The sequence below is a fragment of the Pelagibacterium sp. 26DY04 genome (assembly GCF_031202305.1).
Lineage (GTDB): Bacteria > Pseudomonadota > Alphaproteobacteria > Rhizobiales > Devosiaceae > Pelagibacterium.
The window spans coordinates 2097072-2118502 of the sequence record NZ_CP101731.1 but is presented as its reverse complement, the minus strand read 5'-3'; the positions used below and the strand labels follow the sequence as shown (position 1 = coordinate 2118502).

Below are 21431 nucleotides of genomic sequence, written 5' to 3'. Positions count from 1 at the left end.
GCTTCAGCGGTTGTCGATCTGCCCGCGCACCAGTTCTATGCCGCGGCGGGTGATGCGGTAAGGACCGCCGTTTTGCGACGCGATGGTTTTGCGACGGCGGAGCTTTTTGAAAAGTGCCATGTCGCACTGGGTCAAAAGCCAGCCGTCGCGGTTGTAGCACTCGATGTCGGCGATTTTGCCGCGTACATCCTTGATGGGGTGGATATGGCCGCCCTGGGCCAGCGCGTGCAGCACGCGCTGTTCGTCTCGGGAAATGTCCATTGATGTCTGTCTGTCGTCGTGGCGGAAGGCCGCCAGCCAATCGAAACCGCTCCGCCCCGCATCGCGCAGGGGAGGCCGGTGGGTTCGATTCTCAGCCCGGCCGCATTTGCGCCGGGCTTTAGCGGAGCTCAGACAGATTACACATGAGGCGCGAAGATATGGCGGGCTGGGGACGTGCGCAAGTCCGCCGAACGGGGTGGTTGAAAATCATCGTTTCGCGATGCACACCTGCATCGGAAGATAATCAGGATTTTGCCATGACCGCCATAAAGCTGCCCGCTGAATGTGAGACCAAGGAAGATGTGCGCGCCGAGATCGACCGGATCGACCGGGCGCTCATCGAGCTTTTCGCGGAACGGCACGCCTATGTGACGCGGATGGCCGAGATCAAGACCGATCCGCATGAGGCCAATGATCCGGCTCGAATCGAAGGCGTGATCGGCAAGGTACGCGAACGGGCGCTGGCGCACGATCTGGATGAAGACCAGGCCGAATTGCTCTGGCGCACACTAATTGACTGGAACATTAACTACGAAAAGGGCATCATCATCGCCCGGACCCGGAAAAAGTAGAGCGCTCCAAATGCTCGACGATCTTACGCTCCGCCGTGCCTCCATCGCCGAAGCCGACAAACTCGGCAGGCTGGCCTTCGCGTCCTGGGATTCGAGCATGCGCCACATCATCAATCCAGAAAGCGATGATGCGCTGGCAGCCGAGCGCGCCGCGCTCGAACTTTCCTTCCAGCTCTTTTGCATCAATGCCAGCCCGGCGATCACCGTGGCCGAAAAGGACGGTGCGCTTCTGGGCTGGGGCGCGCGCGAGCCGATGAGCGCCTATATCTCCGACCTTTGGGTGGCGCCGGGGCATCAGCGCCAGGGTGTGGGACGTACGCTGCTGCACGCTGTCGAGCAGGATATATTCCGGGCTGGATACGATGTTAGCGTGCTCGAAACCCATGCCGAAAACGGCGGCGCGATCCGCTTCTATGCCCGCGAGGGCTATGGCATCATATGGCGCGGGGTGAAATTCTCGCGCATGCTGGGCCAGCGCATCGAAAAAGTGCGCATGGAAAAGCAATTGGTGGTCACCGCCCACTAGGGGCCCGTCCTCATAAATATCGCGCTCACGACGCGCCTTTCGGAGTGCGATATTTATGCGGACAGGCCCTAGCTTCGCTTCCGCGTTTGATTTATCCCCACCAGTGAAATCTGAGATAAGTCAGTCCTGACTTACGCTTGTCCGCCACAGGATTCGGTATCGCATGAGCATCGTCGACACACGCACGCCCAACCCCAAATATTTCATCTCCGGCGCCACGGGCGACTGGGAAATGGTGATCGGGATGGAGGTGCATGCTCAGGTGACCTCCGAATCCAAGCTTTTCTCGGGTTCGTCCACCGAGTTCGGCAATCCGCCCAATGCCAATGTGAGCTTCGTCGATGCCGCCATGCCCGGCATGCTGCCGGTGATCAATGAGGAATGCGTGCGTCAGGCGGTTCGCACCGGGCTGGGACTCAAGGCAAAGATCAACAAGCGCTCGGTGTTCGACCGCAAGAACTATTTCTATCCCGACCTGCCGCAAGGCTATCAGATCTCCCAGTTCAAGGACCCCATCGTGGGCGAGGGCAAGGTGCTGCTCGACATGGGCGAGGACGGGGAGGTCGAGATCGGGATCGAGCGGCTGCACCTCGAGCAGGACGCGGGCAAGTCGATCCACGACCAGCACCCGAACATGAGCTTTGTCGACCTCAACCGCTCGGGCGTGGCGCTGATGGAGATCGTTTCCAAGCCCGATCTCCGGTCTTCGGAAGAAGCCAAGGCGTATTTGTCCAAGCTGCGGACGATCCTGCGCTATCTGGGTACGTGCGACGGCAATATGGAGCAGGGCTCCATGCGGGCCGACATCAACGTTTCCGTGCGCCGGCCGGGCGGGGAGTTCGGCACGCGCTGCGAAATCAAGAACGTCAACTCGGTGCGGTTCGCCGGCCAGGCGATCGAATACGAAGCGCGGCGGCAGATCGACATTCTGGAGGATGGCGGGACCATCGACCAGGAGACGCGGCTTTACGACCCCAAGACGGGTCAGACCCGTTCGATGCGCTCCAAGGAAGAGGCGCATGATTACCGCTACTTCCCCGATCCGGACCTGCTGCCGCTCGAATTCGACGATGCCTTCATCGAGATGCTGGCGCAGAATCTGCCCGAACTGCCGGACGAAAAAAGCCATCGCTTCATCGAGAGCTTCGGGATTTCGCACTACGACGCTTCGGTGCTGGTTTCCGATCGCGACTCGGCGGATTTCTTCGAGAAGGTCGCGGAGGGGCGTGACGGCAAGCTTGCGGCCAACTGGGTGATCAACGAGCTGTTCGGGCGCCTCAACAAGGAGGGCGTCGCCGTTGTCGACAGCCCGGTGAGCGCCGAGCAACTGGGCGGGGTCATCGATCTTATCTCCAAGGGAGAGATTTCGGGCAAGATCGCCAAGGATCTGTTCGAGATCGTCTGGTCCGAGGGCGGTGATCCGGCGCAGATCGTCGAACAGCGCGGCATGAAGCAGGTGTCCGATACCGGAGCGATCGAAAAGATCGTCGACGAGATCATCGCGGGCAATCCCGGGCAGGTGGAAGCGGTCAAATCCAAGCCGGGGCTGCTGGGCTGGTTCGTGGGGCAGGTAATGAAGCAGACAGGCGGCAAGGCCAACCCGCAGGCTGTCAACGAAATCCTCAAAGCCAAACTCGGGCTGGAGTAGGGCGATGAGCGGGACCGAGAACCGACCGGCGGACGCGGCGCAGCCATTTTCCACGGCGTTGGGCACCGGCGTACGGCTGGTGATGCTGGTTCCCGTCGTCGCGATCCAGCTCGCCGCCGTGGCGCTGATCGTCTATGGGGCGATCGAGACTTGGCACTTCGTCGATGCGTTGTTCTTCAACACCGAGCACGCGCCGAGCCATGACGGCATTTTGCTGCTCGCCATCGAGATCGTGGACCTGTTCTTGCTGGCGACCGTGGTTCAGGTGGTTTCGCTCGGGCTTTACCAGCTTTACTTCCACCAGGATCTCAAGTTGCCGCCCTGGCTCAAGATCACGACGCTGGATGATTTGAAGTCCAAATTGGTGGGTGTGGTGATTACGGTGATGTCGGTCTATTTTCTGGGTCGGGCGCTGACCTGGACGGTCGGCGCCGACATTGCCTATCTGGGCGTTGCTGTGGCTCTGGTGATCGTGGCGCTGACCTACTTCCTGAGCAAGATCGACACCCATTAGGCGGAACTGGTCGCGCGGCAGGGGCGTTGCCCGAACTCGATGAGGAGTTCGCAAATGCCCACGACCAAACGGATCATCTTCAATGTTCTGGCCCGCGATGTGGAGGAGACCGCCAGCTTTTACGAGCAGCTCTGCGGTCTCAAGCGCATCTACACCAGCGATTGGTATATCACGTTGACCCCGAACGGCTTGCTGGATGCCTTGCAGTACGAGCTGGGCGTCATCGACCAGGTGCATGAGAACGTGCCGCGCTCGGCGCGAGGGCACATGGAGGGCAGCTACGTCACCGTCGTGGTCGACGACGTCTATGCGGCGCACGAGCGCGCCAAGGAAATGGGAGTCGATATCGTCGAGGAGCCGATGCCGACCAATTATGGCCAGACGCGGATGGTGGTGCGCGATCCCAATAGCCTTGTGGTCGATATTTCCTCGCCGACCGAGCAATACGGGAACAGGTCGTAGTCTGAGCCGTTTTCCGTGACGACACGGAGATCCGCCATGACCAATCCAGAGCCCGGCCAACCAAGACCCGATCCGGGACCGGACGTTCCCAATCCCGATCCGGTGCCGCCGATTCCCAACCCGGACACCGATCCAGTGCCGCCTCAGCCTGACAGTCCCATTCCGGACCCGTCAGATCCGGTGCCACATCCGCCGGCGCCGGAGATACCGCCCAATCCGACCGACCCGATCCAGCCGGTCAGGTCCTGATCAGCCCGCGGCGCGGCGCATGCCGAGCCAGCGGGGCAGGCGGCCATCGATCATCAAGAGGCCGATGAAGATGGCCACCATGCCGATGAGATGGGTGGGGTGGATCGTCTCTCCGAGAAGGAGAAAGCCGAAAACGATCGCCGAAACCGGGGCGATGAAGGTCGTTGCCGAGAAATTGGTGGCCCCCACGCGCGGCAGGATGCGGTACATGATCTGGAAGGTGAACGCAGTCGCGACCAGCCCGATCGCGAGGGCAGCGCCCCAGGTTTCGGCCTGCGTGATGACAGGTGCGCCTTCACTCAGGAAAGCGACAGGAGCGGCGATGACGGCGGCTCCGGTCAGCGCGATCGCGGCGAACACTGTTGGTTCGACAGCCTTGAAGCTGCGGGTGATGTTGAGCGAGAGGGCGTAGCAGATCGTTGCCATAAGGCACGCGCCAATGGCCCAAAGCTGGGAATTGCCGCCCGCCGCCAAGGCTGGAGACGCAAGGATCACCGCGCCGGTGAAGCCGGCGACCACGCCAAGCGATTTGTGCCGGGTGGCCCGTTCGCCGTCGTGCCAGAAATGGGAAACGATGACGGTCATGATCGGCGTCAGGGCGTTGATGATGGCGGCGACGCCGCTGGCGAGATTGGCCTGGGCGAGCGGGAAGAGCGCGAAGGGAATTGCGTAGGCGAGGACGCCGAGCAGGCCGAGCTTGACCCAGAGTACAGGATCGCGCGGGACAGCCTTGCGAAGCGCCAAGACAGCCACCCAGCATCCAAGGGCGCCGATGGCCACGCGCAGGCCGGAAACCCACATGGGGCCAAGCTCGCGAATCAGGATTGCATTGAAAATAAAAGAAAATCCCCAGATCGCGCCGAGGAAGCCGATCCAGATCCAGTCGCGCGTTGCCATTTTAAGTCAGCCATTTGGTTGGAGCGCAGAGGGTACGCCTTCGCGCCGGCGTTGTCGAAGCAGTTATGGCAATAGGGGTATCAAATCGGGTGATGGTCGCGACCCGGATTTGACCTCATTGAGGGTAGGCGACTTGACCGCTGGCGAGAAGGCGCAGGGCTTCGGGGTAAAGCCGGTGCTCCTCGACAAGGACGCGCGCGGCGAGGTCATCGGGAGTATCGCCGGGATGGACAGGGACGCGGGCCTGGAGGATGGCAGGGCCTTCATCAAGTCCCGGAGTCACGAAATGAACGGTGCAGCCGGCTTCGGTGACGCCATCGGCAAGAGCACGGGCGTGTGTGTCGAGGCCCTTGTAGGCGGGAAGGAGCGAAGGGTGAATGTTGATCGCCCTGCCCAGCCAGCGATTGGTGAACTCGGGCGTAAGGATGCGCATGAAGCCAGCCATGCAGACGATATCGGTATCCCAGCCTTCAAGGATCCCGGTCAGGGCCTCGTCGAAGGCGAGGCGGGACGCGAAACTGCTCTGCGCCAGCGTAGCTGTCGGAATGCCTTCGGCGCGGGCGACGTCCAGACCGGGCGCGGCAACGCGATTGGAAAAAACACCAATAATCTCGGCGGGATAATCGGGAGATTTCGCAGCGTTGATGAGCGCGGTCATGTTCGAGCCGCGGCCCGATATCAGGATGGCGACACGCTTTTTTGCTGTCATAGGGACAGGGCGCCGGTGAATTCGACGGCATCACCAGTGCGTTCGACGAGTTCGCCGACGATGCTCGCTGTTTCGCCTTGACTTTCGAGATGGGCAACGAGCGCTTCGGCGTCGGCGGCACTGACGGCAATCAGCATGCCGACACCGCAATTGAAGGTGCGCAGCATTTCGCGTTCCGCGATGTTGCCTTGCCGGGCCAGCCAACCAAACACCTGGGGCGTGGAAACGGCGCCAAGATCGACGTTTGCGGCGAGCGATCCGGGGAGAACGCGGGGAATGTTTTCCTGAAACCCGCCGCCTGTGATGTGAGCCAGGGCCTTGATGCCGATACCGGCCTTCAATGCGGCAAGGATAGGCTTGACGTAAATCCTGGTCGGGGTGAGCAGGGCTTGGCCCAGGCTGGCGCCCGGCGCGAAGGGGGCATCATCGGACCAGTCGAGGCCCGACATGGAAACGATCTTGCGCACCAGCGAAAAGCCGTTGGAGTGCACGCCCGAGGAGGCGATGGCCACCAGCTTGTCACCGGCTGCGATATCGGCGCGGGGCAACAGAGTGCCGCGCTCGGCGGCGCCTACGGCGAAACCGGCCAAATCGTAATCGCCGCCATGATACATACCGGGCATTTCGGCCGTTTCGCCGCCGATCAGCGCACAGCCGGCCTGGCGGCAGCCTTCGGCGATGCCGTTGACGATGGCCGTGCCCTGTTCGACGTTCAGCACGCCGGTGGCGAAATAGTCGAGAAAGAACAGCGGTTCGGCGCCCTGGACGACGATATCGTTGACGCACATGGCAACCAGATCGATGCCGACGGTATCGTGCAGGCCCGCCTCGATCGCGATGCGCAGCTTGGTGCCCACGCCGTCGTTGGCAGCAACAAGGACGGGATCGGAAAAGCCCGCGGCCTTCAGATCGAACAGGCCGCCGAAGCCCCCGATTTCGCCATCCGCGCCCGGACGGCGCGTGGATTTGACGGCCGGCTTGATGGCTTCGACGAGGGCATTCCCGGCATCGATGTCGACGCCGGCCTGCTTGTAGGAGAGTCCGTTTGATGGCAGGTTTGCGTCGTCGGACATGAGCTTGGAACGCTATCCTTGGGTGAGGTGCCGGCGTGGCCGCCCAAGCACCAGTTTAACGTTGATTGGCCCGCGCGGGCTCGGTATGTCGAAGGCTGATACCGGCTCGCAACGTTTCGTGCAAGGACCGCCATGTCACTTAAGAACCAGATAACGGCCTGGATCGTCCTTCTCGTCTTTTTCGGGCTGCTGCTGTGGGTTTTCCGCGGCATCCTGCTGCCGTTCGTGCTTGGCATTACTCTCGCTTATCTGCTCAACCCGTTCGTCGATTGGCTTGAGGAGCACAAGGTCCGCCGTGCAGCCGCCGCGCTGATCGTGATGCTGATCGCGCTGTTGCTGTTGGTTACCGCCTTCCTTTTGATCGTTCCGCTGCTGATTCAGCAGGGGTTCGGGCTGGCGCGGAATATTCCAGGCTATGTGCAGCAGCTCCAGAGCTTTATCGAAACCATGATTCCCCGGCTCGAGCAGTGGATCGGCCCGGAGCGGCTCCAGGAACTCGAGCGCGGCCTCGAACAGATGTTCGCCGACAGTATCGGCATGCTGACCGGGATCACCGGTACGGTGATGCAGCAATCGATGAGCATCATCAACACCATCGGCGTTCTGATCGTGACACCTGTGGTGGCCTTCTACCTGCTGCTCGATTGGGACCGCATGGTGGAAAGCGTGGATAACCTTTTCCCGCCCGCGCATCGCTCGGAAATGCGGGCGCTGTTCAAGAGCATGGACCGCGCCCTAGCCGGGTTCGTGCGTGGGCAGGGTGCAGTCGTGGGTATTCTGGCGATCTATTATGCGGCGACGCTTTCGCTGGCCGGGCTAAGCTTCGGGCTGGCGATCGGGCTGATTGCCGGTCTTTTCAGCTTCATTCCCTATGTCGGCGTGCTGATCGGATTCGTGCTTTCCATGGGCGTTGCGCTCGTCCAGTTCTGGCCGGATTGGATCATGATCGCGGTGATTTTGGGGATCTATCTTTTTGGGCAGTTCCTCGAGGGCAACGTGCTCTATCCCAAGCTCGTCGGATCCAGCATCGGCGTGCATCCGGTGTGGCTGATGTTCTCGCTGTTTGCGTTCGCGGTATTGTTCGGGGCGGTCGGCGTGATCATCGCGGTGCCGCTGGCGGCGATAAGCGGGGTTCTGGTGCGCTGGGCGGTAACCAAGTATAAGACCAGCCCGCTTTACGACCCGGACAGCAAACTGGTGATTTCACCGACCCAGTCCTCGCCGATCATACAACCGAAGACGGATGCCGAGCCGTGACGATGGCTGCCAAGGAACAGCTCGTTCTTGAACTGGGACATGTCGAGGCCCAGAGCGAAGACGATTTCATGGTGTGCGAGGGCAACGAGCTTGCCTTCGAGCACGTCATGGCGTTCCCCGATTGGCCCGCGCCGCTTACGCTTCTGGTTGGACCGCCGAAATCGGGCAAATCGCATCTGGCGCGCATCTGGGTGGCGCGGGCGCAAGCTCTTGTCGCCGAACCGGAGGGTGTCGAGGCGCTGGCGGCGGCAGGCGGGCGGCAGCCGGTTCTGATCGAAGATGCGGATCGGGCGGGTTACGATGAAGTGGGACTGTTCCACCTGCTCAACCAGTCCATGCGTGACGACCGCCCGTTGATGCTGACTGCGCAGACACCGGTGGCCGAATGGCCGTACCGCACCAACGACGTCAAATCCCGGGCGCGGCTGGCGGCGCACTTTTCGCTCACGGCGCCTGATGACATCTTGTTGTCGCAGATGTTCGTGAAGTTGTTCGCCGACAGGCAATTGTCGGTCGATCCGAAAGTGATCTCCTATCTGGTGGGGCGTATGGAACGCTCTTCCGAGGAGGTCGTTGCGCTGGTGGAACTGCTCGACCGGCTGTCACTGTCGCGAGGACGGGCGATCACGCGCACCATTGCCGCCGAAGCGCTCAACATCCGCTCCAACGTTAGATAAGTCGCAAGGCGACCGGAAGGGCTCAGATTATGGACGATATGGCATATGAGCAGCACGCGAGCGAGGACGTAACGCCCGATATCGAGGCGCTGCGGACAAGCCCGGCACGGTTCGTCAATCGCGAAGTGAGCTGGCTGCAGTTCAACATGCGCGTGCTCGAAGAGGCGGCCAATCCGAACCATCCGCTGCTCGAGCGGCTGCGGTTCGTATCGATCTCGGCGAACAATCTCGACGAATTCTTCATGGTGCGCGTCGCGGGCCTCAAGGGGCAATTGCGCGTCGGCCTGCCGCGCCAGAGCGCCGACGGGATGACCCCCTCCGAGCAGATCGAGGAAATCACCACGCTGGCCCAGCACCTGCATATCGAGCAGCAGGACCAGTGGCAGTCGATCCGTGAAGAGCTTCTTGAGCAGAACATCGTCATCCACGAAGCCGACGATCTGTCGCCCGAGCAGGTGGATTTCCTGCAGAAAATCTTCCGGGAAGAGATTTTCCCCGTTCTGACCCCGATCGCCGTGGATCCGGCGCACCCGTTCCCGTTCATTCCGAACCTGGGCTTCTCGCTAGCCTTCCAGTTGGACCGGGCGACGGACAATTCGCGCCTGACGGCGCTGGTGCGCATTCCTTCCAATCTCGACCGCTTCATCAAGCTGCCGACCAAGGCGATCTCGGACCGGCAGGTGGAGATGGTGACCGTCGAAACGATGGTCAAACTGTTCTTCCACAAGATTTTTCCCGGTTACAATGTCGTCGGGTTCGGCGCTTTCCGGATCGTGCGCGACAGCGAAATCGAAATCGACGACGAGGCGGCCGATCTCGTGGTCGAATTCGAATCCGCCTTGCGTCAGCGTCGGCGCGGGCAGGTCATCCGCCTCGAGATCGAGCGCTCCATGCCGCGATCGCTCAAGCGCCTTATTGCGGAGGAACTGGGAATTTCCCAGGAGGATACCTTCGAGGTCGATGGGTTCATGGGTCTCGCCGATGCGGGCAAGATCTACGATCTTGACCGGCCGGAGCTGAAATTCCCGCGCTATCACGCGCGCTTCCCTGAGCGCATCCGAGACCATCATGGCGATTGCTTCGCCGCGATCCGGGAAAAGGACATCGTCGTCCACCATCCGTATGAAAGCTTCGACGTGGTGGCCCAGTTCGTGGCGCAGGCGGCTCGCGACCCCGATGTGGTGGCGATCAAGCAGACGCTTTACCGCACATCCAAGGATTCCCCCATCGTCAAGGCGCTGATCGCTGCGGCGGAGATGGGCAAATCGGTGACGGCGCTGGTCGAACTCAAGGCGCGGTTCGATGAAGAAGCCAATATCCGCTGGGCGCGCGATCTCGAACGGGCGGGCGTGCAGGTGGTGTTCGGCTTTATCGAGCTCAAGACCCACGCCAAGCTGAGCCAGGTGGTGCGGCGCGAAAAGGGCAAGCTCGTTTCCTATTGCCATGTGGGAACCGGCAACTATCACCCGGTCACCGCCAAGATTTATACCGATCTTTCTTATTTTACCGCCGATCCGGTGATCACGCGCGATGTGGCGCGCGTCTTCAACTTCATCACCGGCTATGCGCGGCCGAGCGAGTTGGAAGCCATTTCGATCTCGCCATTCTCGCTGCGCCAGACGTTGATGGATCACATTGCGGCCGAGATCGAACTGGCACGACGGGGTGAGCCGGCAGCGATCTGGTTCAAGTGCAATGCGCTTGTCGATCCCGAGCTTATCGATGCGCTCTACAATGCGAGCCAGGCGGGGGTGAAGGTGGAGCTCGTGGTTCGCGGCATCTGCTGCCTGCGGCCGGGGATACCGGGCTTTTCGGACAATATCCGCGTCAAGTCGATCGTCGGGCGTTTCCTCGAGCACTCGCGTATCTATTGTTTTGGCAATGGCGGCGAGATGCCTTCGCGCGAGGCTGCGGTGTATATCTCGTCGGCCGATCTCATGCCGCGCAATCTCGACTGGCGGGTGGAAACGCTGGTGCCGATCAAAAACCGCACGGTGCATCGGCAGATTCTCGACAGAATCATGGTAGCGAACCTGCGCGACAACCAGCAGAGCTGGGAGGTGCTGCCCGACGGGACGGCCCAGCGTGTCGCGCCGGGGGAAGGCGAGGAGCCTTTCAACGCCCATGACTACTTCATGACCAATCCGTCCCTGTCCGGGCGCGGCAGCGCATTGCACGGGGATGGCGAGGATGAGGACAGCGACCTTTGATACGATTCTGGAGCCTCGAATCCGATCCTGCAGGCCAGGGGCGCATCGCGGGGGCAAAGCCCGTTGCGGTGCTCGACATCGGTTCGAACTCGGTACGCCTTGTCGTTTATGAACGGCTGGCCAGGGCCCTGACGGTCCTCTACAATGAAAAATCCGCAAGTACGCTCGGGCGCGGTGTTGCCGCAACCGGACGGCTTGCCGATACCTCGATGGCAAACGCGCTCAAGGCCATCAGGCGGTTCGCCATGGTGTGCCGGCTGACCGAGGTGGGCGAGATCTACCCCATCGCGACCTCGGCTACCCGCGAAGCGGAGAACGGCCCGGAGTTCGCGCGGGCGGTCGAGGACATCATCGGCGTGCCGGTGCGGGTGCTCAGTGGGGCGGAAGAAGCTCACTTTGCAGCCTATGGCCTCGTTTCGGGCATGCCCGGGTTTCAGGGGATCGTCGGCGACCTGGGTGGCGGCAGTCTCGAACTCGCCATGGTCGACCACGGGCATGACACCGGTGGAGAGACGCACCAGCTCGGAGTCATCCGCTTGCAGGACGATACGCAGATGACACCGGGAAAGGCTGGCGGGATAGCCAGGGAGCGGCTCAAGCAGTCCAACTTGCTGACACCTGGCAAATACAAGTCTTTCGCGGCGATCGGGGGCACCTGGCGTGCGCTGGCAAAGCTCCATCAGGTGCGGTGCAACTACCCGCTGCATATGGTGCAGGATTATACGGTTCGCACTGAAGATATACTGCCCCTGTGCGATGCGCTGATCGAGAGCAGTGGCGACAAGAAGCTGGTCAAGGGGATCGAGACCGTTTCGGGTTCGCGCAAGGATTTGCTGCCTTACGGAGCGGCGGTGCTCGCCGAGGTGCTGCGGACCGGCAAGTTCGAGGAAGTGGTTTTCTCCGCGCTCGGGGTTCGCGAGGGCTACCTCTATGACCGGCTGAGCGAGGAGGACAAAGCGATCGATCCGCTGCTGCAGGCGGCCGAGGAAATCTCGACGCTGCGGTCTCGGGCTCCGGAATTCGCCGGCGATCTGATCGGGGGGAGCGCGGCATTGTTCGAGCTGATCGACGTGCAGGAAACGCCAGATCAGAAGCGGCTGCGCGAGGCTGCATGCTATATGTCCGATATCGGTTGGCGCGCGCATCCCGATTATCGCGGCGAGCAGAGCATCCAGATGGTGGCGTTTTCCGATATCGTGGGCATCGACCACGGCGGACGGGCCTTTCTCGCCCAGACGCTTGCCTTCCGCTACATGGGATTCAAGCAAAAAAGCGCCAGCGCCAAGCTGCTGGATCTGGCCGGGCCGGATCTTGGACAGCGGGCGCGACTGATCGCCGCCTATTTCCGCGTGGCTTATCCCCTAACGGCCGCCATGCCGGGAATTCTACCACGTACGCGTTTTTCAGTGGATGGAAAGACGCTGGTTCTGCACCTGCCGGCCGATCTTGCGTTTCTCGACGGCGACAGAATGCGGGGCCGCCAGCGGCAGCTTGCCATTGAGTCGGGGCTCAAGGAAGGTACGATTCAGGTCGACTAGAGGCTGCGGTACGAGTCGCCGGGCAGGCGGTTCACCGGTATCAGAGAGGATCGATCGGCACTTCCACCACGCCCTTGCGGGTGGCGGCGAGGGCCATGCGGCCGTGTTTGATCGCCAGGGCTTTTTCGCCAAACAGCTTGCGGCGCCAACCCTTGAGGGCAGGAACGTCGGCATTGTCGTCGAGAACGATGGCATCAATGTCGTCGGAACTGGCGATGATGCGGGTGGCGACGCCATTGGTGTCGGCGACAGCCTTGAGCCAGACGCGCAGCAGGTCGCCGACGGCGCCCTTGGGCGAAGGGCCGCGAGGACGTTCGGGAATTTTAGGAAGGCTGGCCTTATCGGCGGCTTCCACGGACTTGATGATGGCGATCAGCTCGGCGGCAGCCGAGGAGCGGCCATAGCCGCGCGGCACGACGCGCAGTTTTTCGAATGCATCCGGCGTGGTCGGGCGCTGAACGGCGAGTTCGGCGACCGCATCGTCCTTGAGGATACGGCCACGCGGTTGGTCGTTTTCTTGCGCACGGCGCTCGCGCCAGGCGGCGATAGCTTGAAGGGCCGCAAGATCGCGGGGCTTGTTGACACGTGCCTTGACGCGCTTCCAGGCGTCCTCGGGCTGGACGATATAGGTCTCCATGCTTTCGAGCACAGCCATCTCGTCGGCAACCCAAGCGCCGCGGCGGGCCTTTTCTATCTCGGTGCGGAGTTGGACGTAGATGTTGCGCAGATGGGTAACGTCGGCCAACGCGTAGTCAAGTTGCTTTTCGGTGAGCGGGCGGTGCGACCAATCGGTGAAGCGCGAGCTCTTGTCGATCTGTTCGCCGACGACCGCGCGCACGAGGTTGTCATAGGATACCGAATCGCCGTGGCCGCAGACGCTGGCTGCGACCTGGGTGTCAAACAGCGGATGCGGTACACTGCCGAACAGCTTGACGAAAATCTCGATATCCTGCCGCGCGGCGTGAAACACCTTGGTGACATGCTCGCTGGCAAGCAGCGCGGCGAAGGGCGCAAGATCGATGCCATCGGCCAACGGATCGATGATTACGGCACGGTCGGGCGTTGCGGCCTGGATGAGGCAGAGTTTCGGCCAATAGGTGGTTTCGCGCAAGAATTCGGTATCGACGGTGACGAAATCGTAGGTCGCAGCGTCCTTGCAAAAAGCCTCGAGCGCCCCGGTCGATGTGATGACCTGCATTGAGTCGGTATCCAGTTCAAAGAAATTGGATGTTTTCCTATCAGCAATGCTCGCCAGCCGCAAAGGCGGCGCGTTCATTTGTTGTCACGCTTGACAACAGGGCCCTCGCATGCGCTTTTCCGGCACTAAATTCCCACTCCGTTTTCCGGAAAGACTTTTCGTGATGCATCGCTATCGTTCGCACACCTGCGCTCAGCTTACAAAGGCCGACGTCGGCTCGACAGCACGCCTGTCTGGATGGGTGCACCGTATCCGCGATCACGGGGGGCTGCTGTTCATCGACCTGCGCGATCACTATGGCCTTACCCAATGCGTGATCGATCCGGATTCGCCCGCGTTCAAGGATGCCGAGGCCGTGCGCGCCGAATGGGTGATCCGCGTCGATGGCGAGGTGAAGGCCCGTACGCCCGAGACGGTCAACAAGAACCTGCCGACGGGCGAAGTCGAAGTGTTCATCCGCGAGATCGAAGTGCTGGGCAAGTCGGCTGAGCTGCCGCTTCCGGTATTCGGGGAACCCGACTATCCCGAAGACACGCGTCTGCGTTACCGCTTCCTCGACCTGCGACGCGAAACGTTGCACGCCAACATCGTCAAGCGTACCAAGATCATTTCGTCCATGCGCAGGCGCATGGACGAGATCGGGTTCGGGGAATATTCGACCCCCATCCTGACGGCGTCTTCACCCGAGGGCGCGCGCGATTTCCTGGTGCCCAGCCGCATCCATCCGGGCAAGTTCTTCGCGCTGCCGCAGGCGCCGCAGCAATATAAGCAATTGCTGATGGTGGCGGGCTTCGACCGCTATTTCCAGATCGCGCCGTGCTTCCGCGATGAAGATCCGCGCGCCGACCGCCTGCCGGGCGAATTCTACCAGCTCGACGTCGAGATGAGCTTCGTCACCCAGGAAGAAGTCTGGGCGACGATGGAGCCGGTCATCCGTGGCGTGTTCGAGGAATTCGCCGACGGCAAGGTCGTCACTCAGGAATTCCCGCGCATTCCCTATGATGTGGCAATCCGCAAATACGGTTCGGACAAGCCGGACCTGCGCAATCCTATCGAAATGCAGGACGTCACCGAGCATTTCCGTGATTCCGGGTTCAAGGTGTTCGCCAACCAGATCGCCGGCGATCCCAAGGTCGAGGTCTGGGCCATTCCTGCGCCTACGGGCGGCAGCCGCGCATTCTGCGACCGCATGAATGCCTGGGCGCAGGGCGAGGGGCAGCCGGGGCTGGGCTATATTTTCTTCAAGGACGGAGCGGGGTCCGGTCCGATCGCCAAGAATATCGGCGAGGAGCGCACGCAAGCCATCCGCGCCCAGCTCGGGCTCAATGACGGCGATGCCGTGTTCTTTGTCTGCGGTGTGCCGTCAAAGTTCTACAATTTCGCTGGCGCCGCGCGCACCAAAGTGGGCACCGATCTCGAACTGGTCGACCTCAACGCCTTCGCACTGTGCTGGATCGTCGATTTTCCGTTCTACGAATGGGATGAGGACGAGAAGAAGCTCGAATTCGCGCACAACCCGTTCTCTATGCCACAGGGCGGCCGCGAGGCGCTGGATGGAGAGGATCCTCTTTCCATCAAGGCATACCAGTATGACGCAGTTTGCAACGGGTATGAGATCGCCTCCGGCTCCATTCGTAATCAGGAACCCGAGACGATGATTGCCGCGTTCGAGAAGGTTGGGCTGTCGCGTCAGGACGTCGAGGAACGCTTCGGCGGCCTCTACCGTGCCTTTCAGTACGGAGCCCCGCCGCATGGTGGCATGGCGGCCGGCATCGACCGCATCGTGATGCTGCTGTGCGGGGTGCAGAATCTGCGCGAGATCACGCTGTTCCCGATGAACCAGCAGGCCGAAGACCTGCTGATGGGTGCGCCCAGCGAAGCCTCGGCTCGCCAGTTGCGCGAGCTGCATCTGCGGCTCAACCTGCCGGCAGAAAAAAAGGGCGGCTAAACAAGCCCTTGCCGGAAAGAGCTGCGGCTTAATCCGCGATTAAACGCTTGCCCGCTAGTGTCGGCCCCAAGGGTTCGGTACAGCGGGCAAAATCTTTGCGGTCGCGTTTTTCGCAGATAGTGTTGCTTGTCGTGACTCTGCTGGCATTTCTGCCGGTGGTGGCGGTCGATCACGTGCTCGACGGCTATATCAAGGCGCGCGAAACCGGCAATTTGCAGGTGCTTGTCGACGCCATTACGCACGACGCGCAGGAAACGGTGCAGGACGGCGTGCAGTCGCTTCGCCGCATACTGGCGAACAGTCCTTCCCTATGCGCCACGACTTTTCTCCAGAATGTGGGCGCGGAGCTGGGGGCAAATCCGTTTTTGCGGCAGGTGATCGTCGAGAACGACGACGGGGTGCAGTACTGCGCAGCTTTCGACCAGACGGTGCGCTATCGCACGCTTTCCGAAAACCTAGCAATTCCAGGATTCACGGAAACCTTGAGTGTGGTGACGCTTGAAGGCCGTCAAACGCCGCTTCTCAAGATTACCCAGTCTTTCGGACGGGACCGGACCGTTTCCGCGCTGGTGATCGCTTCTCCGATGCTATTGCGGGAAGCGATGCCGCTGACCGCCCAGATCGATTATTTGCAGGTGGCGCTGACCAGCGGCACGTCCATTCTGCTGCGGGGAGATGCGGCTGTCGAGCAGGAGGCCGAACGCGGCGACTACCTCTTTGCTCGGTCGTTTGCGGGTGAAATCCCAGTCAAAGCGGAAGCGGCAATTTCCTTCGCGCTGATCAGAGCCGACTATTCGCAGCTCGATGTGGGGTTCACCGTCGTGGCGTGCTTCCTTGGCATGCTGACCTTGGTGCTCGCCATCCAGTACGCACGCAAGGCGGATATTGCCGTCTTTGATCTCGAGCGCGCCATCGTCGCCGGAGAGATGAAGCCCTATTACCAGCCTGTCATCAACCTCAAGACTGGTAAGCTGACAGGATGCGAGGTGCTCATCCGATGGGTGAAGAAGAATGGCGAAGTCATTCCGCCTGGAGTTTTTATCGACTATGCGGAAATGTCGGGGCTGGCCATTCCCATGACGCTGAGCCTCATGGAGCAAGTTCGATACGACCTGGAGGACATCTGCCGCCAGGTGCCCGAATTCAAAGTCTCGATCAATCTCTTCGAGGGGCATTTACGGGATGGCTCGATCGTTGATGACATCCAGTCCGTGTTCGAGGGGAGCGGGATATCTTACCGCCAGTTGGTGTTCGAGATCACTGAGCGCCGTCCCCTGGACGACAGGGCCGCCGCGAACCGGGTGATGACGGCCATGCACAAGCTTGGTGTACGTATTGCCATGGACGATGCGGGAACGGGGCATTCCAACCTGGCCTATCTGCAGACATTGGGCATCGACATCATTAAGATCGACAAGATCTTTGTCGAAATGATCAAGGACCCGCGTACGCCCGTGCCGGTCATTGACGGACTGATCGCCATGGCGCGCGAACTCGATATCGAGATCGTGGCCGAAGGCGTCGAGACGCAGGAACAGGCGCTTTATCTGCGCGCCCGGAACGTTGTTTTTGCGCAAGGATACCTGTTTGCGCCGCCCATGAAACTTTCTGCGTTCCTCATTCTCGCCAATGCTCTCAAACCGGCTGGGCACGAAAGCAATCTCGAGCCGGGATTTGCCGTCGCTTAGGCCAAGAATTAAGGCCGTGAGCCTTTCCTTTTCGCCCGATTGGTGGCACGTATCTCGCCGCTAATCCTGAGGAGACGGCATGACCGACGAACCGCGCGATCCGCAGAAGGCGCTCAAAGAAGCCGCACTGCATTTCCACCAGTATCCCAAGCCCGGCAAGATCGAGATCACGGCAACCAAGCCGCTCGCCAACCAGCGCGACCTCGCGCTGGCCTATTCGCCGGGCGTGGCTGCTCCGTGCGAGGAAATCGCAGAGGATCCCCAAGCGGCGGCACTCTACACGTCGCGCGGCAACCTGGTGGCGGTGATCTCCAACGGCACCGCCGTGCTGGGGCTGGGCAATATCGGTGCACTGGCCTCCAAGCCGGTTATGGAAGGCAAGGCGGTTCTGTTCAAGAAGTTCGCCGGCATCGATTCCATCGATATCGAGATCGACGAACAGGATCCCAAGAAGTTCATCGAAACCGTCGCGCCCATGTGGCCCAGCTTCGGTGGCATCAACCTCGAGGACATCAAGGCACCCGATTGCTTCGAGATCGAGGAGGCGCTGCGCGAGCGTATGCCGATCCCGGTGTTCCATGACGACCAGCACGGCACGGCCATCATCGTTGCCGCGGCTGTGCTCAATGGACTCAGGATCGCCGGCAAGGACATCTCCAAGGTCAAGATCTGTACTTCGGGTGCCGGCGCGGCGGCGATCGCTTGCCTCAACATGCTGATGGCGGTCGGGGCCAAGCGCGAGAACATCTGGGTCGCGGACCGCGAGGGACTGGTGACCACGCGCCGCGACAATTCGGTCGACCGCTGGCGCGGCGCTTTTGCCCAGGACAGCGACAAGACCTCGCTCGCTGAGGTGATGGAGGGTGCCGACATTTTCCTCGGGCTTTCGGCGGCCGGTGCGCTCAAGCGCGAGATGCTAAAGGACATGGCGGAAAATCCGCTGATTCTGGCGCTCTCCAATCCGGTGCCTGAAATCATGCCGGAAATCGCTCAGGAAGAGCGCCCGGACGCGATGATCTGCACCGGGCGGTCGGACTATCCCAACCAGGTCAATAACGTCCTGTGCTTCCCCTTTATCTTCCGCGGAGCGCTCGACGTGGGGGCGACCACGATCAACGAGGAGATGAAGGCGGCGGCGGCGCATGCGATCGCCAAGCTGGCCCATGAGCCGGTGCTGGAAGCGGTTCCTGGCGCCCCCTCGACCTTTGGCCGTGACTATCTCATCCCCAATCCGTTCGATCAGCGGCTGATCCTGCGCATTGCGCCGGCCGTCGCCAAAGCGGCGATGGATTCCGGGGTGGCGCGGCGGCCGATCACCGATTTCGACGCCTACAAAGACAGCCTCAACCGCTTCGTTTTCCGCTCGGGCATGGTGATGAAGCCAATGATCGAGCGCGCCAAGGGGGCGGGCCAGCGCATCGCGTTCGCCGATGGCGAGGACGAGCGGGTGCTGCGGGCGACGCAAGTGGTTTTGGAAGAGGGGATTGCCCAGCCGATCCTCATCGGTCGCCCGTTCGTCATCGAGCAGCGCATCGAACGTTTCGGGCTGGCACTGACGCCGGGCAAGGACTTCGAGGTCATCAACCCCGAAGACGATCCGCGTTACCGCGACTATGTCTCGCTGTTCCACTCGCTGGTGGGGCGCAGCGGGGTGACGCCGGATACGGCGCGCACCATCGTACGCACCAATACGACGGTGATCGGCGCGCTGGCCGTTAAGCGCGGGGAGGCCGATGGGCTGATCTGTGGATTGCAGGGGCGCTACATCAAGCATGTGCGCGACATCAAATCGGTGATCGGGCTTTCCGATGGCGTTTCCGATGCCTCGGCGCTTTCCATGCTGATCATGCCCCGCGGCGTGTTCTTCCTGGCGGACACTTATGTGAACATCGATCCGACGCCGGACGAGATCGTGTCGATCACATTGCAGGCGCGCGACCACCTCAAGCGGTTCAATATCGAGGCGCGTGCTGCGCTGCTGAGCTATTCGAACTTCGGTTCGCGCGAGGGGGACACGTCCGAGAAGATGCAACAGGCGTATCGCACGCTCAAGGAAGTGGCGCCGGACCTGATCGTCGAGGGCGAGATGCAGGGCGATCTTGCGCTCAACCAGTCGCTGCGGGAACGCTATATTCCCGATACGGTGCTCAAGGGTGAAGCCAATTTGCTGGTGTTCCCAAATCTGGAAAGCGCTAATCTTTCCATGACCTTGCTCAAGGAAATGAACAACGCACTTCCGGTTGGGCCGATCCTCATGGGTACGCGGAGCCCGGCGCACATCCTGGCGCCCTCGGTCACCAGCCGCGGGATCGTCAACATGACGGCGATCACCGCGAACGAGAGCCTGGCTCTCAGGAGCTGAAACAAAAGGGCGCCTGGTGGCGCCCTTTCTTCTACTGGAAAGCGGTTTCGGCGAAGGAGCGGAGCTTGCGCGAATGCAGTCGCTCGACCGGCTGATTGCGCAGGATCTCCATGGCCTTGAGCCCGATCAGCAGGTGACGGTTGACCTGAGTGCGGTAGAAATCCGAGGCCATGCCGGGGAGCTTGAGTTCGCCGTGCAGCGGCTTGTCGGAGACGCAGAGCAGGGTGCCATAGGGAACCCGGAAACGGAAGCCGTTGGCGGCGATGGTGGCGCTTTCCATGTCGAGGGCGATGGCGCGCGATTGCGAGAGGCGCCGGGTAATCTCGCTTTGGTCGCGCAGTTCCCAATTTCGGTTGTCGATCGTGAACACCGTGCCCGTTCGCATGATGGCCTTGGCTTCAAGGCCTTCGAGATGAGTCACCTCCTCAACGGCTTCCTGAAGGGCGACCTGGATTTCCGCTAGAGCAGGAACCGGGACCGTTACTGGAAGATCGTCGTCGAGTACGTGATCTTCCCGAACATAGCCATGGGCTAGAACGTAGTCGCCCAAGGATTGGGAATTACGCAGTCCGGCGCAGTGCCCGAGCATCAGCCAAGCGTGGGGGCGCAGGACCGCTACGTGATCGGTGGCGGTCTTGGCGTTGGAGGGACCGACGCCGATGTTGATCATGGTGATACCGCGGCCGTTGGGGGCCGTAAGGTGATAGGCGGGCATCTGGGGCTGGCGGACCGGGGGCGTGCCGGTGGCGCCGCCACCCAGGCGCGCGTTCATGGTGACCACATTGCCCGGTTCGACGAAGCTTTCGTAGAACTCGTGGCCCTCGCTCATCCATTGATGGGCCAGGCGGGTGAACTCTTCGATATAGAACTGGTAATTCGTGAAGATCACGAAATTCTGGAAGTGCTCGGGCGTGGTCGCCATGTAGTGGTTGAGTCGGTGCAGCGAATAGTCGACGCGCGGGCCGGTGAAGGCGGCGAGCGGGTAGGGGCCACCGGCAGGCGGAATGAAGGTGCCGTTGGCGATCTCATCGTCCATATGGCCGAGATCGGGAACGTCGAAAATATCGCGCAGGGGCACGCCGATATCGAGCAGCACATCACCTTCGACCCGCTCGCGGGGATCGACGGCAAAATGCAGAGGGATAGGTGTTTCGGATTCGCCGATTTCGATTTCGCCGCCGTGGTTCTTGAGGATCAGCGCAAAGTTCTCGACCAGATATTTCTCGAAAAGCGCGGGCTGGGTCAGCGTTGTCTGATAGAGGCCGGGGCTGTGCAAAAAGCCATAGGCGAGGCGGGAACTTGCCTGCTGCTGAAAACTGGTCGAGAGCACCTGCACCTTGGGATAATGCGCGCGCACCTTGCCCGGCGGTACCTGGCCCTTGGTGAGGTTGAGCAGGTGGTCGCGGATGAAGCCGGTGTTGCGGTCGTAGATTTCGCAGACATATTCCCAGGCCTTGACCGGATCGGTGAAGGACTTGAGGGGGAGCGGCGACGGGGTGACGAGTTTCATCCGGTTTCCTGTTCTTGTTTTTGGTTTTAACCGCAAGCCATGCCAGTTTCCCGCAGGGCACGCAATGGCCGGCGATTAAGCCAGCGAAATATCACAGTTCGGTGATTGGGCCTTTTGTCGCCGCATTGGCGC

At 61.3% G+C, this 21431-nt stretch carries 19 protein-coding genes; 13 read left to right on the top strand and 6 right to left on the bottom strand.

From position 1 onward, the window contains the following. Positions 1 to 3: 3 nt before the first annotated feature. Positions 4 to 261 (bottom strand): YjhX family toxin, encoded by a 258-nt coding sequence (locus tag NO932_RS10315; RefSeq protein WP_309207300.1) that lies wholly within the window; start codon positions 259 to 261, stop codon positions 4 to 6. 257 nt (positions 262 to 518) lie between these two features. On the opposite strand from NO932_RS10315, the gene NO932_RS10310 reads away from it, so the two are divergent. From NO932_RS10310 to NO932_RS10285, 6 genes are all read left to right on the top strand, one after another. Beyond that, positions 519 to 833, top strand: a complete 315-nt coding sequence (locus NO932_RS10310) for a chorismate mutase (protein WP_309161067.1) — start codon at positions 519 to 521, stop codon at positions 831 to 833. A 10-nt stretch (positions 834 to 843) separates the two neighbouring features. Beyond that, positions 844 to 1359, top strand: coding sequence for a GNAT family N-acetyltransferase (locus NO932_RS10305; protein WP_309207299.1), 516 nt, complete (start codon positions 844 to 846; stop codon positions 1357 to 1359). Between the two features lie 163 nt (positions 1360 to 1522). Next, on the top strand, positions 1523 to 3007 hold the full coding sequence (gene gatB / locus NO932_RS10300; protein ID WP_309161069.1) for an Asp-tRNA(Asn)/Glu-tRNA(Gln) amidotransferase subunit GatB: 1485 nt from the start codon (positions 1523 to 1525) through the stop codon (positions 3005 to 3007). Between the two features lie 4 nt (positions 3008 to 3011). Next, complete coding sequence (locus NO932_RS10295) at positions 3012 to 3521, top strand: YqhA family protein (protein WP_309207298.1); 510 nt, start codon at positions 3012 to 3014, stop codon at positions 3519 to 3521. Positions 3522 to 3575: 54 nt separating this feature from the next. Then, positions 3576 to 3983 carry a VOC family protein gene (locus NO932_RS10290; protein ID WP_309207297.1) on the top strand — a complete coding sequence of 136 codons (408 nt, stop codon included), beginning with the start codon at positions 3576 to 3578 and terminating at the stop codon, positions 3981 to 3983. Between the two features lie 36 nt (positions 3984 to 4019). Further along, entirely contained in the window at positions 4020 to 4232 is a 213-nt protein-coding gene (locus NO932_RS10285) for a hypothetical protein (protein ID WP_309161072.1), read from the top strand. Here NO932_RS10285 and NO932_RS10280 read toward each other — a convergent pair whose 3' ends face one another. The 3 genes from NO932_RS10280 to purM all read right to left on the bottom strand — a co-directional run bounded on the left by NO932_RS10280 (position 4233) and on the right by purM (position 6911). After that, on the bottom strand, positions 4233 to 5129 hold the full coding sequence (locus tag NO932_RS10280) for a DMT family transporter (RefSeq protein WP_309207296.1): 897 nt from the start codon (positions 5127 to 5129) through the stop codon (positions 4233 to 4235). A 115-nt stretch (positions 5130 to 5244) separates the two neighbouring features. Beyond that, positions 5245 to 5838: a phosphoribosylglycinamide formyltransferase gene (purN, locus tag NO932_RS10275; protein ID WP_309207295.1), complete on the bottom strand. Its 594-nt coding sequence runs from the start codon at positions 5836 to 5838 to the stop codon at positions 5245 to 5247. Beyond that, the gene (gene purM, locus NO932_RS10270; RefSeq protein WP_309207294.1) at positions 5835 to 6911 is read right to left on the bottom strand and encodes a phosphoribosylformylglycinamidine cyclo-ligase; all 1077 of its coding nucleotides are present in this window, start codon (positions 6909 to 6911) and stop codon (positions 5835 to 5837) included. The genes purN and purM overlap by 4 nt, the downstream gene beginning before the upstream one ends. 132 nt (positions 6912 to 7043) lie before the next feature. On the opposite strand from purM, the gene NO932_RS10265 reads away from it, so the two are divergent. From NO932_RS10265 to NO932_RS10250, 4 genes are read left to right on the top strand one after another with little or no spacing between them, the layout of a single operon-like run. Continuing rightward, a complete protein-coding gene (locus NO932_RS10265; RefSeq protein WP_309161076.1) occupies positions 7044 to 8168 on the top strand; it encodes an AI-2E family transporter in 1125 nt (374 codons plus the stop codon). After that, positions 8165 to 8845, top strand: a complete 681-nt coding sequence (locus tag NO932_RS10260) for a hypothetical protein (protein WP_309207292.1) — start codon at positions 8165 to 8167, stop codon at positions 8843 to 8845. The genes NO932_RS10265 and NO932_RS10260 overlap by 4 nt, the downstream gene beginning before the upstream one ends. Before the next feature lie 29 nt (positions 8846 to 8874). Beyond that, positions 8875 to 11055 (top strand): RNA degradosome polyphosphate kinase, encoded by a 2181-nt coding sequence (locus tag NO932_RS10255; RefSeq protein WP_309207291.1) that lies wholly within the window; start codon positions 8875 to 8877, stop codon positions 11053 to 11055. Continuing rightward, a complete protein-coding gene (locus NO932_RS10250; RefSeq protein ID WP_309161079.1) occupies positions 11052 to 12593 on the top strand; it encodes a Ppx/GppA phosphatase family protein in 1542 nt (513 codons plus the stop codon). The genes NO932_RS10255 and NO932_RS10250 overlap by 4 nt, the downstream gene beginning before the upstream one ends. Positions 12594 to 12633: 40 nt before the next feature. Here the strand turns inward: NO932_RS10250 and rnd are convergent, their stop codons facing one another. Next, complete coding sequence (gene rnd, locus NO932_RS10245) at positions 12634 to 13791, bottom strand: ribonuclease D (protein ID WP_309207290.1); 1158 nt, start codon at positions 13789 to 13791, stop codon at positions 12634 to 12636. 163 nt (positions 13792 to 13954) lie between these two features. On the opposite strand from rnd, the gene aspS reads away from it, so the two are divergent. The 3 genes from aspS (at position 13955) to NO932_RS10230 (ending at position 19789) form a co-directional block, all read left to right on the top strand. Further along, a complete protein-coding gene (gene aspS / locus NO932_RS10240) occupies positions 13955 to 15739 on the top strand; it encodes an aspartate--tRNA ligase (RefSeq protein WP_309207289.1) in 1785 nt (594 codons plus the stop codon). A 131-nt stretch (positions 15740 to 15870) separates the two neighbouring features. Then, positions 15871 to 17427, top strand: coding sequence for an EAL domain-containing protein (locus NO932_RS10235; RefSeq protein WP_309207288.1), 1557 nt, complete (start codon positions 15871 to 15873; stop codon positions 17425 to 17427). Positions 17428 to 17506: 79 nt separating this feature from the next. Beyond that, positions 17507 to 19789 (top strand): NADP-dependent malic enzyme, encoded by a 2283-nt coding sequence (locus tag NO932_RS10230; protein WP_309161082.1) that lies wholly within the window; start codon positions 17507 to 17509, stop codon positions 19787 to 19789. A gap of 31 nt (positions 19790 to 19820) precedes the next feature. On the opposite strand, the gene NO932_RS10225 is transcribed toward NO932_RS10230, so the two are convergent. After that, positions 19821 to 21299, bottom strand: coding sequence for an AMP nucleosidase (locus NO932_RS10225; protein ID WP_309207287.1), 1479 nt, complete (start codon positions 21297 to 21299; stop codon positions 19821 to 19823). Positions 21300 to 21431: the final 132 nt, after the last annotated feature.